7 protein-coding genes are annotated in these 13,975 nt (G+C 60.4%); 6 read left to right on the forward strand and 1 reads right to left on the reverse strand.

What is annotated here, in order from left to right:
• Positions 1 to 70: 70 nt before the first annotated feature.
• The 6 genes from glgA to glgX all read left to right on the forward strand — a co-directional run bounded on the left by glgA (position 71) and on the right by glgX (position 11,043).
• On the forward strand, positions 71 to 1,654 hold the full coding sequence (gene glgA, locus ACEN8E_RS15935) for a glycogen synthase GlgA (protein ID WP_495588912.1): 1,584 nt from the start codon (positions 71 to 73) through the stop codon (positions 1,652 to 1,654).
• Positions 1,655 to 1,666: 12 nt separating this feature from the next.
• Entirely contained in the window at positions 1,667 to 3,463 is a 1,797-nt protein-coding gene (treZ, locus tag ACEN8E_RS15940; protein ID WP_495588913.1) for a malto-oligosyltrehalose trehalohydrolase, read from the forward strand.
• The gene (gene malQ / locus ACEN8E_RS15945) at positions 3,460 to 5,538 is read left to right on the forward strand and encodes a 4-alpha-glucanotransferase (RefSeq protein ID WP_495588914.1); all 2,079 of its coding nucleotides are present in this window, start codon (positions 3,460 to 3,462) and stop codon (positions 5,536 to 5,538) included. The genes treZ and malQ overlap by 4 nt, the downstream gene beginning before the upstream one ends.
• The gene (locus tag ACEN8E_RS15950) at positions 5,535 to 8,330 is read left to right on the forward strand and encodes a malto-oligosyltrehalose synthase (RefSeq protein WP_495588915.1); all 2,796 of its coding nucleotides are present in this window, start codon (positions 5,535 to 5,537) and stop codon (positions 8,328 to 8,330) included. Before malQ ends, ACEN8E_RS15950 begins: the two co-directional genes overlap by 4 nt.
• Positions 8,331 to 8,351: 21 nt before the next feature.
• A complete protein-coding gene (locus ACEN8E_RS15955; RefSeq protein WP_495588916.1) occupies positions 8,352 to 8,687 on the forward strand; it encodes a DUF2934 domain-containing protein in 336 nt (111 codons plus the stop codon).
• A gap of 193 nt (positions 8,688 to 8,880) precedes the next feature.
• Positions 8,881 to 11,043, forward strand: a complete 2,163-nt coding sequence (gene glgX, locus ACEN8E_RS15960; RefSeq protein WP_495588917.1) for a glycogen debranching protein GlgX — start codon at positions 8,881 to 8,883, stop codon at positions 11,041 to 11,043.
• Positions 11,044 to 11,250: 207 nt separating this feature from the next.
• Here glgX and ACEN8E_RS15965 read toward each other — a convergent pair whose 3' ends face one another.
• Positions 11,251 to 13,917 carry an RHS repeat domain-containing protein gene (locus ACEN8E_RS15965; protein ID WP_495593336.1) on the reverse strand — a complete coding sequence of 889 codons (2,667 nt, stop codon included), beginning with the start codon at positions 13,915 to 13,917 and terminating at the stop codon, positions 11,251 to 11,253.
• Positions 13,918 to 13,975: the final 58 nt, after the last annotated feature.

A 13,975-nucleotide genomic window follows, 5' to 3' on the forward strand; every position in this document is an offset into this window, starting at 1 on the left:
GCCAGCGGAATTGGCCATGAAACACCGTTTGCCAGACCTAAGAATTAGATCAACAACACGGGAGATTCATATGATCAGTACGGCTTTGGAAATACAGGGAGAGCGTGCTCATCAGGTCGGCGATTCGAGCGCCGTAACTGCCGCAAACACCCATCACGTCAGCGTTCCCGGCACCAGGACACTGACCACGGCGGCCAACCAGAATCCGAACCGTAAAAAAGTGCTGTTCGTCACCTCGGAAATTGCCGACCTGGTGAAAACCGGTGGCCTGGGCGACGTTTCCGCGGCACTGCCACGGGCCATGGCCCACCTGCACGATGTGCGGGTGCTGATCCCGGGTTACCCGCAGGTGCTGCACAGCGAGAACCCCATTCATATCATCGGTGAGCTGGGCGGGCATGCTGCGTTGCCACCGTGCAAGATCGGGCGCATGGACATGCCCGATGGTCTGGTCATTTACGTGTTGATCTGCCCCGAACTCTACGAGCGCGAAGGTTCACCCTACGGCGCCAACAACGGCCGTGACTGGCCGGACAACCATATCCGTTTCGCCCGCCTGGGCCTGGCAGCGGCCGATATTGCCGCCAACCTCGCACAAATCCACTGGTGCCCGGACCTGGTGCATGCCCACGACTGGCCCGCCGGCCTGGCCCCGGCCTACATGCACTGGCGTGGGCAGCGCACACCGACGCTGTTCACCATTCACAACCTGGCCTATCAAGGCGTGACCAGCCTGGGCTCGTGCCCGGAACTGGGCATTCCCCATCACGCGCTGCAACAGGAAGGCATGGAGTTCTACGGCAAGATGTCGTTCCTCAAGGCCGGCATGGCCTATTCGAGCCACATCACCACCGTCAGCGCGACCTACGCCCAGGAAATCACCACCCCGGATTTCGGCTGCGGTCTCGACGGTTTCCTCGCCGCCAAGACCCAGCAAGGCCTGCTCAGCGGGATTCCCAACGGCATCGATGAAAGCTGGGACGCGGCAACCGATCCGCACCTGTTCTGCCCGTTCAGCATCGGCGATTGGGATGGCAAGGCGGTGAACGCCGCCCATGTCCGCGAGCTGTTCGGCCTGCAAGACTCCGAGGGGCCGCTGTTCGCCGTGGTTTCGCGCCTGGTCTACCAGAAAGGCCTGGACCTGACCGAAGCGGTCTCCGAATACATCGTCAAATCCGGCGGACAGATCGCGATCATCGGCCGTGGCGAGCCGGAAGAAGAGCAGTCGATGCGTGAACTGGCCCTGCGTTTCCCCGGGCAGATCGGCGTGCGCATTGGCTTTAACGAAACCGATGCCCGGCGCATGTTCGCCGGCAGCGACTTCCTGCTGATGCCTTCGCGTTACGAGCCATGCGGCCTGAGCCAGATGTACGCCCAGCGCTTCGGCTCGTTGCCGGTGGCACGCAATACCGGAGGCCTGGCCGACACCATCGAAAACGGCGTGACCGGGTTCCTGTTCGATGAATCCACGGTGCAGAGCTACAAGGAAGCCCTGAGCCGCGCGTTCAAGGTGTTTGCCTTCCCCGACCTGCTGCACGCCATGCGCTGCCGGGCCATGGCAGCGCCGTTCAACTGGTGCAAGGCAGTCGAACCCTACGCCGAGCTTTACGAACAGCTTGTGGCGAAAGCGCTGGGGAAATCGAACAAACAGTAAGAGGCTTTCAAGATGCCGTTACGGACCCTTGAGACCTGGCCCCACGGCGCAATCATGCTGGACGCTGAGCACACGCGATTCGCGTTGTGGGCGCCAGATGCGTTTTACGTCAGTGTCGAACTGGAAAATGGACAGTCCTTGCCGTTGCTGCCCCAGGCCGATGGCTGGTTCGTGAGCAACACCCGCTGCCCGGCGGGTACGCGTTACCGCTACAGCATCGATGGCGAACTGGAGGTGCCCGACCCCGCCTCCCGTGCCCAGGCCGGCGATATCGACCGACACAGCGTGGTGGTCGATCCGCTGGCCTATGCATGGCAACACAGTACCTGGCTGGGACGGCCGTGGAACGAAGCGGTGATCTACGAATTGCATGTCGGTGCGCTCGGCGGCTTCAGTGCCGTCGAGCAGCATCTGGCACGCCTGGTCGAACTGGGCGTCACCGCGATCGAACTGATGCCCATCGCGCAATTTCCCGGCGAGCGCAACTGGGGTTATGACGGCGTCCTGCCCTACGCGCCCCAGGCTTCATACGGTTCACCCGAGCAGCTCAAACACTTGATCGACACCGCCCATGGCCACGGCCTGGCGGTGATCCTCGACGTGGTCTACAACCACTTCGGCCCGGACGGCAATTACCTGCACCGTTACGCCAGGGACTTTTTTCGCGAAGACAAACATACGCCGTGGGGCGCAGCCATCGACTTGCGTCGACGCGAAGTACGGGACTTCTTCATCGAAAACGCCTTGATGTGGCTGCTGGAATACCGTTTCGACGGTTTGCGCCTGGACGCGGTGCACGCCATCGAAGACCCGGACTTCCTCCAGGAACTGGCGCAGCGGGTGCGCCAGCAGACCGGACCTGAGCGGCATGTCTGGCTGATGGTCGAGAACGAACACAACCAGGCCAGCCTGCTCGAACAGGGTTACGACGCCCAATGGAATGACGACGGCCACAACGCCTTGCATGTGTTGCTGACCGGCGAAACCGACGCCTATTACGCCGATTATGCGCAAAAACCCACTGAACAACTGGCGCGCTGCCTGAGCCAGGGTTTCGTGTTCCAGGGCGAATTCAACCGCCATGGTGTGGCCCGCGGTGAACCCAGCGGGCATTTGCCGCCCGGCGCATTCATCCTGTTCTTGCAGAACCATGACCAGATCGGCAACCGCGCCTTTGGCGAACGCCTGCATCAACTCGCCCACCCGCAAGCGCTGCGGGCGGCGACGGTGTTGCTGCTGTTGTCGCCGATGATTCCGCTGCTGTTCATGGGCGACGAGTTCGCCGTGGAACAACCCTTCCTGTTTTTCACCAGCCATCGTGGCGAACTGGCAAAGCAGGTCCGCGAGGGCCGGCGTAACGAGTTCGCCACGTTCGGCGCGTTTGCCGATCCGCTTCAACGCGAACACATTCCGGACCCGAATGATCCGCAGACCTTTGCAGCATCCCGCCCGGTCCTGCCATCGACCGGCCAATCAGAGATGCACGACCTGTATTGCCGACTGCTGCAGGTCCGCCATCGGCTCATCATCCCGCGCCTGCCGGGCGCCCAGGCACTGGGCAGCTCGGTGCTGGGCGAAGGCGCGGTGAGCGCATCCTGGCGTTTGGGCGATGGCAGCCAACTGCGCATTGACCTGAACCTCAGCGACAAACCCGTAGACCACACCTCACACACCGGTGCCACGTGGTTGTTCGAATACCCGCCACAGAGCGCCGGCCTGCTGGACCAGGGCTCCCTTGCTCCGTATTGCGCGCTCGTCAGCCTCGCTGCCTCAGCCCCCTTTGCTACCCCGTATGGAGAGCGTCCATGAGTGATGCGCAACTGGAAATCCTGGCCAGCCGTGCCGGCCTCGCCGTCGACTGGATCGACGCCAACGGCCGCCCGCAAAAAGTCGCGCCTTCGGTGTTGCGCAACGTGCTGACCGGCCTGGGCCACCCGGCTGGCAGTGCCCAGGAAATCGACGCCAGCCTGCTTGAGCTCCAGGCGGCGCAACAGACGCACCGCTTGCCGCCATTGATGACCGTCGATGTCGGAGCCGGCCTGGACCTGGCGCGCTATTTCGAGCCTCAAACCCCTTGCGAAATCCACCTGGAGGACGGTTCGCGGCTCAACCTCAAGCTGGACGCCAAAGCGGTGCTGCCGGGGCTGGTGCCGGTCGGCTATCAACAGGTCGACATCGACGGACAAACCTTCACCCTCGCCGTGGCCCCGGAGCGTTGCTACAGCGTGGCCGATGCCGTGGATAACCCGATCCCGCGTGCCTGGGGCCTGAGCGTGCAATTGTATGGATTGCGCCGCCCCGGCGATGGCGGTTTTGGTGACACCCAGGCGCTGGAGGACCTCGCCCGGGTTGCCGGTGAACGTGGCGCCGAGGCACTGGCGATCAGCCCGTTGCATGCGATGTTTTCCAGTGATACCCAACGCTACAGCCCGTATTCGCCATCCAGCCGTTTGTTTCTCAACAGCCTTTACTGCGCCCCCGGCACCATTCTCGGCGAACGCGCCCTGCGTACCGCTATCGATGCAACCGGGCTGGCCATTGAACTCAAAGCGCTGGAAGAACGCCCGCTGATTGACTGGCCGGCCGCCGCCGAAGCCAAGCATCGATTGTTGCAGGCACTGTATGAAGGCTTCGTCCAGGGTGAACACCCGTTGCACGAAGATTTCAGCAGCTTTCGTCACGCGGCTGGCGAAGCGCTGGAAAACCACTGTCGCTTCGAAGCCATCCAGGAGTCACGCGCCGCCCGCGGTGAACACCTCGACTGGCGACTGTGGCCCGAACCCTGGCGCAACCCGCGCAGTGTCGAACTGGCGACCTTTGCCGAAGAGAATGCCGGACGCATTGGTTTCTTTGCTTTCTGTCAGTGGCTGATCGCTCGTTGCCTGGAGCGCGCGCAAGCCGCCGCCCGCGCCAGTGGCATGAGCATTGGCCTGATCGCCGATCTGGCCGTCGGTGCCGATGGTGGCGGCAGCCAGGCCTGGAGCCGCCAGGACGAACTGCTCGCTGCCCTGACCGTCGGTGCGCCACCGGACATTCTCAACCGCGCAGGCCAGGGCTGGGGCATTTCCGCGTTCTCCCCTGAAGGACTGGTACGCAATGGTTTCCGTGCCTTCATCGAAATGCTGCGGGCCAATTTTGCCCATTGCGGTGGCTTGCGTATCGATCACGTCATGGGGTTGCAGCGTTTGTGGGTGATCCCCAACGGCTCGCCACCGGCCGACGGCGCCTACCTGTACTACCCGGTGGACGACCTGCTGCGCTTGTTGACCCTCGAATCCCATCGTCACCAGGCCATCGTTCTTGGTGAAGACCTCGGCACCGTGCCGGACGGCCTGCGGGAAAAACTCATCGCCCGCTCGATGCTCGGCATGCGGGTATTGCTGTTCGAGCAGGACAACAATCGCTTCAAGCCGATCCTCGACTGGCCGGACAACGCCCTGGCGACCACCAGCACCCATGACCTGCCCACTCTCAACGGCTGGTGGCATGGCCGCGATATCGACTGGAACGCCCGGCTCGGCATGGTCGATGCCAGCGGTGAAATCGAATGGCGCCAGCACCGTGAGCGCGAGCGTGAAGGCCTGCGCCGGGCGTTGAGCCAGGACCCGCAGAACTTTCGCGAAGAGTCCCACGAAACCGACCAGGTGCTCGATGCCAGCGTGCGTTTTCTCGGCCATACCCGGGCGCCGTTGGTGTTGCTGCCGCTGGAAGATGCCCTTGGCGTGGAGCAACAGGCCAACCTGCCCGGCACCATCGACACTCACCCGAACTGGTCGCGGCGCTTGACCGGTTACAGCGAAGCCCTGCTCGATGGGGCGGATGCCGCACGGCGTCTGGAACTGCTCGCCTGTGCACGGCTGCAGGCGGCCGAGCGTGATCGATGACTCAAGTGCCGACCCGACCGCTGCGCGCCACATTGCGCCTGCAATTTCATAATGGCTTCACCCTGGAAGATGCAGTACCACTGGTGCCGTATTTCGCCCGCCTCGGCATCAGCCATGTCTATGCCTCCCCGCTGTTGCGCGCCCGTGCCGGGTCCCTGCATGGCTATGACGTGGTGGACCCGACCCGGGTCAACCCGGAGCTGGGCGGCGAGGCGGCACTGCGCAGCCTGGTCAGTGCCTTGCACGGGCAGAACATGGGTTTGATCCTCGACATCGTCTCCAACCACATGGCGGTCGGCGGCAGTGATAACCCCTGGTGGCTGGATTTGCTGGAGTGGGGGCGCCTGAGCCCCTATGGCGAGTTTTTCGATATCCAGTGGCACTCTCCCGATCCGCTGATGGAAGGCCAGTTGCTCCTGCCGTTTCTGGGCAGCGATTACGGCGTCGCGTTACAGGACGGCACCCTGCCCTTGCGATTCGATGCCTGGCACGGCAGCTTCCATGTCGAGCACTACGAGCACCGCTTTCCCGTTTGCCCCTGCGATTACGGGGAACTGCTCAAGACCGATGCACCGCTCGATACGCAACAGGCCGAACAACTCAAATCCCTGGCCGATCGCTTCAGCACCCTGAGTTACCAGAGCGATGCCCACAGCCTGGCCATGCCGCTCAAAGCAGAGCTGCGCGATCTGGTCAGCGACCCGGCCATTGCCCAGGCCATCGAGCAACACCTCAAACACTATGACTCCGTGACCGGCGAAGGCTTCCAGCGCCTGCACAACCTGCTGGAACGCCAGAGCTATCGTCTCGCCAGCTGGCGCACTGCCGCCGATGACATCAACTGGCGGCGCTTCTTTGATATCAATGAACTCGGTGGACTGCGCGTCGAGCGTCCCGCCGTGTTCGAAGCTACTCACGCGAAGATCTTCCAGCTGGTGGCTGAAGGTCTGATCGACGGATTGCGCATCGACCACATCGACGGCCTTGCCGACCCGCGGGGCTACTGCCGAAAGCTGCGGCGCCGGGTCGACAGTCTGTCCGCGGGCCGTCACTTGTCCATCCATGTCGAAAAGATCCTCGGCGCAGGCGAAACCCTGCCTGGCGACTGGTCAGTGGATGGCACCACCGGCTACGAATTCATGAACCAGTTGTCGCTGCTGCAACATGATCCACAGGGCGCGCAGACACTGGCCCAACTCTGGCATCGTCACAGCGAGCGGCCCGCCGATTTCGACCGAGAAGCTCAGCTGGCCCGCCAGCAAATCCTCAGCGGCTCCCTGGCCGGAGATTTCGAAAGCGTCGCCCAGGCCCTGCTGCAAGTGGCCCGGGACAATCTCATGACCCGCGACCTGACCCTCGGCGCCATTCGCCGGGCGTTGCAGGCGCTGATCGTGCATTTCCCGGTGTACCGCACCTATATCAGCCCCCTCGGCCGGTCAGATCAGGACGAGGTGTTTTTCCAGCAGGCCATGGCCGGCGCCCGCCAATCCCTGGGCGAGGCAGACTGGCCGGTGCTCGACTGCCTGGCCGGCTGGCTCGGTGGTGAGCCCTGGCGGCTACGCCCGGCCGGTCGTCAGCGCAAGCGCCTCAAGCATGCTTGCGTTCGTTTCCAGCAACTGACCTCGCCGGCTGCGGCGAAAGCGGTGGAAGACACCGCGTTCTATCGTTCGGCAGTCCTGCTCTCGCGCAATGACGTGGGGTTCAACACCGAACAGTTCAGTGCGCCAGTTGCCGACTTTCATCAGGCCTGCATCGAGCGTCTCGACAGCTTCCCGGACAATCTGCTGGCCAGCGCGACCCACGACCACAAGCGTGGCGAAGATTCACGCGCGCGCCTGGCGGTGTTGAGCGAACGCAGCCACTGGTACGCCGGGCAGATCGGCCTGTGGCGCACCCTCGCCCGGCCGTTGCGCAATGACGACCAGGCGCCGTCGGCGGGCGATGAATTGATCCTGTATCAAACGACCCTTGGCAGTTGGCCGCTGGACCTCGATATCGATCATCCGCCGGCGCTCGAGGCCTACGCAAAACGCCTCTGGCAGTGGCAACGCAAGGCCCTGCGCGAAGCCAAACTGCAGAGCAGCTGGAGCGCGCCCAATGACGCTTACGAGCAAGCGACCGAGGACTTCATCCAGCGCTTGTTGCTCAGCCCCGAAGGTGAACTGTTGCGTGCGGCCATCGCCAAAGCTGCCCATTCGATTGCCATCCCCGGGGCGCTCAACGGTTTGGCGCAATCCTTGCTGCGCATGACAGTGCCCGGCGTGCCGGACCTTTATCAGGGCAACGATTTCTGGGACTTCAGCCTGGTCGATCCGGACAACCGTCGACCGGTGGATTACACCCGTCGCCAGCAGGCGCTGCAGCAACCTGCGGATTTGCCTGACTTGCTGGCGAACTGGCGTGACGGGCGCATCAAGCAGGCCTTGATTGCGCGCACCCTGGGCCTGCGGACCGAGCATGCCGAGCTGTTTCGACGTGGCACCTACCAGGCCCTGGAAGTGGTGGGCAGCGAGGCCCATCGAGTACTGGGCTTTGTCCGTGAACGGGAGGGAATACGCGCCATCGTGATTGTGCCGATACGCTGTGCCGAACTGCTGGAAAACAGTGCCGAACCACAGATCCGCGCGCCGCTGTGGGGCGACACCCGGGTCAAATTGCCGTTCACCCACCCTGACGAACATCTGAAGGGACTTTTTTCCGGCATCACAGTCACAAAACACAGGGAGCTGCTGGTCAGCGCCGCGCTGGGGGATTTCCCGGTCAATCTCATTCTTCAAACTACCCGCACTTGAGTTCAGTTAAGGAGCATTGCAATGAGTACCGACGAAAAACGCATCCGCGAATTCGCTTATCAGATCTGGGAATCCGAAGGAAAACCCGAAGGTCAGGAAGCCCGCCACTGGGAGATGGCGCGCAAACTGGCAGAGGCCGAGGCCTTGGCCCCGAAAAAGTCTCCGAAAGTCGCCGCCAGCAAAGCCGCGCCGAAGAAAACCGGCGACGCAAAACTCAGCCCCGACAAGACACTCAACGGCAAGACCGCCGCACCGAAAACCAAAGCCAAACCGGCGGCGGCTTCAAAGGTGATCCCGCCGGGAGAAAAGGCCATCGAGAAAAAGCCCCGGGCACCGCGAAAACCACCGGCGGTTTGAGGTTGTCCTGACAGGGCGTGTGAACAGTCACCATGAATGTTGAGTCTTATGGCCTCATCGCGAGCAGGCTCGCTCCCACATGGGATCTGTGTCGTTCAAATATTTGAGGCCCGTTCCCGATAAATGTGGGAGCGAGCCTGCTCGCGATGGCGGTGTGCCAGTCGCCATAGGTTTTGAGTTTGCAGGAGCACTTATGACCAGTCCGAAGAAAGCCCCCCCGCCAGCCCCTCGTGCCGAAGCCACACGAATCCGTGAAGGCCTGCCCTTCCCGCTGGGTGCCACCTGGGACGGACTGGGCGTCAATTTCGCGCTGTTTTCCGCCCATGCCACCAAGGTTGAACTGTGCCTGTTCGACGACACCGGCGAGGTGGAACTCGAACGCATCGAACTGCCCGAATACACCGACGAGATCCATCACGGCTACTTGCCCGACGCTCATCCCGGACTGATTTATGGTTACCGCGTCTATGGTCCGTACGACCCGGCCAATGGCCACCGCTTCAACCCAAACAAACTGCTGATCGATCCCTACGCCAAACAACTGGTCGGCAAACTGAAATGGTCCGAAGCGCTGTTCGGCTACACCATTGGCCACCCCGACGCCGATCTCAGTTTCGATGAACGGGACAGCGCGCCCTTCGTGCCCAAATGCAAGGTCATCGACCCCGCGCACACCTGGGGCCACGACCACCGCGTCAGCGTGCCGTGGGACAAGACGATCATTTATGAAACCCATGTGCGCGGCTTCACCATGCGGCATCCCTCGGTTGCGGAAAACGTGCGTGGTACCTTTGCCGGATTGATGGTCGATGACGTGATGGAGCACATCCGCAAGCTCGGCGTGTCGAGCGTGGAGTTGCTGCCGATCCACGCGTTCGTCAACGACCAGCATTTGTTGCACAAGGGCATGACCAATTATTGGGGCTACAACAGCATTGCGTTCTTCGCCCCCGACCCGCGTTACCTGGCCAGTGGCAAGATTGCCGAATTCAAGGAAATGGTCGCGCACCTGCACGAAGCCAACCTGGAGGTGATTCTCGACGTGGTCTACAACCACACGGCCGAGGGCAACGAACAAGGCCCGACCCTGTCCATGCGCGGCATCGACAATGCCTCCTACTACCGCCTGAAACCGGATGACAAGCGCTTCTATATCAACGATTCCGGCACCGGCAACACCCTGGACCTGAGCCACCCCTGCGTACTGCAAATGGTCACCGACTCCCTGCGCTACTGGGCGTCCGAAATGCACGTGGACGGATTCCGCTTCGACCTGGCGACCATTCTCGGGCGTTATCACGACGGTTTCGACGAGCGTCACAGTTTCCTCGTCGCCTGCCGTCAGGACCCGGTGCTGCGCCAGGTCAAATTGATCGCCGAGCCGTGGGACTGTGGCCCCGGCGGTTATCAGGTCGGCAATTTTCCGCCGGGCTGGGTCGAGTGGAACGACAAGTTCCGTGACACCGTGCGCGCCTTCTGGAAAGGCGACGACGGACAACTGGCGGACTTTGCCAGCCGCCTGACCGCTTCGGGCGAGATGTTCAATCAGCGTGGCCGCCGCCCCTACTCGTCAGTGAACTTCGTCACCGCCCATGACGGCTTCACCCTCAACGACCTGGTGTCGTACAACGACAAGCACAACGAAGCCAACGACGAGAACAATCAGGACGGCAGCAACAACAACCTGTCCTGGAACCACGGCGTCGAAGGCCCCACCGACGATCCCGAGATCAACGCGCTGCGCCATCGGCAGATGCGCAATTTCTTCGCCACCCTGCTGCTGGCCCAGGGCACGCCGATGCTGGTGGCTGGCGACGAGTTCGCCCGCACCCAGGACGGCAACAACAATGCGTACTGCCAGGACAGCGAGATCGGCTGGGTCAACTGGGACCTCAGCGAAGACGGCAAGACCCTGCTCAAGTTCGTCAAACGCCTGATCAAGTTGCGCCTGACGTACCCGATCCTGCGCCGTGGGCGTTTTCTGGTGGGTAATTACAACGAGGACATCGGCGTCAAGGACGTGACCTGGCTGGCGCCGGACGGTAAGGAAATGACCACCGAGCATTGGCACAATGCGCACAATCGATGCCTGGGCATGCTGCTCGATGGCCGCGCCCAGGAAACCGGCATTCGCCGCAAAGGCGCCGACGCGACCTTGATGCTGGTGGTCAACGCGCATCACGACATCGTCAATTTCCGGCTGCCGGAAGTGCCTGACGGGGGGTTCTGGACGTGCATGATCGACACCAACCAGCCGTCGATCCGCGGCCAGGAGCGCTTCGAGTTTGGCCACGAGTACTCGGTCACCGGCCGCTCGCTGCTGCTGTTCGAGTTGCAGCATGAGGATGAAGAGTAGCGACGAGGGCTCGCCACGTGCTGCCCGATTTATACGGAAACCTGAAGCCGGTCCTGATGATAATTTCGGCAGGTATAACGTGAAGCCGAGAAGAGCGAAACGGTTGCGTCAATAAGTTCCGCGTTATTAGGTGCTGTCGACATTGTCGAGTTTGACCTTCTGACAAGTTGCCGCCCTATATGACAGACGTCAAGGATTAAGCCCCTTTCAATGCAAAGAAAATTTATCGATGTGGAATTTTTCAATCATCTCAGGCCGTATCGACACCTGAAAACGTTTAGGCACATTGGTAATTGGTGTTCCAGATAGAGACGAACCAACTGCAGATATTGTATTTTTGCTTTGCAGATAAGTCACCTCATTGTATTCGCTGTGACTGTCAGAATGGGGCTCCACATAGATATCATAAGTATTATCGGCAAACTCTATCTTGACTGCCTTGAGCCCAAAGACATTCAGAATTTTTTGTGTCGACTTTCCATTTTGCGTTCTTCCCATGAAAACACTCAACAGCTCCACTGACCCATTTTCCAATCCTTTGGTGAGCTGGCGAGTCTCCCGATTATCCACAGACCACCTTCGTATTATCGAGGGTAGATGTCCGAAAAAGCCTTTCTCTTTTGACATTAAGGTGTATTGAAATACTGTGACGTCACTCGCAAAATAATCGGTTTTTTTTGAACCATCTAAATTTGTTGAGTTTCGAAAATTATCTTCAAAAGTCCAAATATCTCGCTCGTATGAGTTGGTGAAGCTATCTGCCCGGATAACTGACGGGTCATACTTTGCGACTGACTGGACTTCATACCTTGGTTTCAGGCTGTGTATTAATTGACGCTCTACCAGGTCGATCCGCCTTTTCGATTTTCCATCGAGTGATTCAAGACGACGTTGTAAGTCAGGATCAAAGAAAGAAAGCTTTGACTTGTAGTTCCGTTCGTCAATGGGGGTGCGTTTCAACCCATCCCCATCAATAAAAACCACCGGATTATTGTTCACCATCAAATACCGGTTCAGCCCATCCACATTCCCCGCCGGATCCGGACTCAGCCACCGTTGCATCCACGGTGCGTAATAGCGATGGCCATAGTAATAAAGCCCGGTGGCATCCCGCTCTTTGGCCGAATAACGACGAACCTTGTATTTCGACTCCAATGCACTATTGCCAGCCCACCACGCCGTGCCACCAAACGGGTAAAAACCTTCCTGATTCAACAATCGGGCATTTTCATCCAGCTCCAGTGTGCAGGAGCCGAGCAGGTCGCAGAGGCTGAATCGCAGTTGATCATTCTTTAAGTCCTTTGGAGGGGGCTCTGGCCAGTGCATCATCCGAATCTGGCCCCGTCCCGCATCGACTGTAATCACATGTCGTTCTTCACCGTGCACGGCGTCGAAGCGAATTTCCAGCCCCAGTAAATAACGAGTATCGGCGAGCAAGGTGCGACGGCCCGTGCGGGTGATGCGCACCTTGCGCAGGCGTTGGCCGCGAAGGCCGTAAATGTAGCGCTCATGGTCATCAGCCCCGTCCTCGCGCTTGACCATCGTGACCTCAGTCAACTGCTGACAACCGTCCCAGTAGAGATGCTGTCCCTGCTGTAGTTGTCGTTGATTGCCACGGGGATCAAACCCCTTGGCGACGTCTTCCTCGTCGAGCCGTGCACCGTCCTCATGTTGTACAAGGCTGCGGTTGCTGGTGCGGGAGGTTTTCATGCTGAAGGTCGGTGCGCCGCTATGGTGGCGGGTGAGCAGATTGCCGGCAACATCGTAGTCGAAGGTTTGTGTGTAATGGGCCAGTTGATTCGGGTCCAGCGGGGTGGGCAGCAATGCCGGGAGTGCGGGGCCGTAATTGGGAGGCATTACTTGTCTACCACTGGCTTCGATCAGTTGGTAAAGGCTGTCGTAACGATAACGGTTGATCGGCTCGACCCGCTGATTTTTGAAAAAAACAACGGACTGTGCCGTGTCTTCCAGGTGAAGGATGTTGCCGACTGGATCGTAGCGGTATTGCAGATCCTGGAGTGGAGGGTTGCCAGGTACGACACTCACCAGCCTTACCGGACGTCCATCGTCGGCGGCATAAAAAACGCGGGTAAGCACGCCATTGCCAGCAGTTTCGCTGTCGATCTGTCCGGCGGCGTTGTATTGAATGTCGCTGACCAATAGACGAGGTTCTTGCCTGGCGCTTGCTAGCTGCAACCGGGCTTCCTTGAGCTGACCGGATACCGAATAAGCAAATTTCCGGCAGTTGCCTTTGGCATCGGTCTGGCTTTGTGAATCGCCGGCGGCGGAGTAACGTCGGGTGGAAACATAAGCCTCGCCATCTTCCAGCAATGCCTCGCGCATTTGAAGGTCGAGCGGCCAGTCCGGTGTATCGAGGCTGCCGAGAAACTGCCGGGTTTCAACCAGTATTTCGCTGTTAACGGCAAACTCGCGCAAGTGCTGGCTGCCGGCCCCATCATCGTGGCGTATCAGTTGGCCGCATTGGTTGTGTGCCGCACATTCATGGCTGGCTATACCGTAGCTAAATCGCTCGATGACTCGAGAGGGTTCATCGGCCAACTTTTCACGGATGGCAGCTAGTCGCTGTAGCCGATCGAATTCTGAGTGAAGCCAAGTGCCACGACTGTCCCAACGACACAGAATGGATTGAGCGTCATTCGACAAACTCAACAGCCAACCGGCATCGACACTGTCACTCAAGAGCGTCTGGTCCGAAAGGCTAAAGATCATCGCGAGGTTAGGTGCGGGGGCGTTGCCCCAGAGGCGCGGATCCCAATGCGCCACCAGCCGTGCCGCAGGGTCGAATACTTGACGGCTGACCCGGGTGTCAACGGGCTGCTCCACCTGCTGTCGGCAGTACGCTACCTCGCGCACGGCCAAACCACGTCCGTCTGTAACCGTTATTGTTGGCGTGCCCCTGTGGTGAAGCGCC

The sequence above is a fragment of the Pseudomonas sp. Pseusp9 genome (assembly GCF_059491265.1).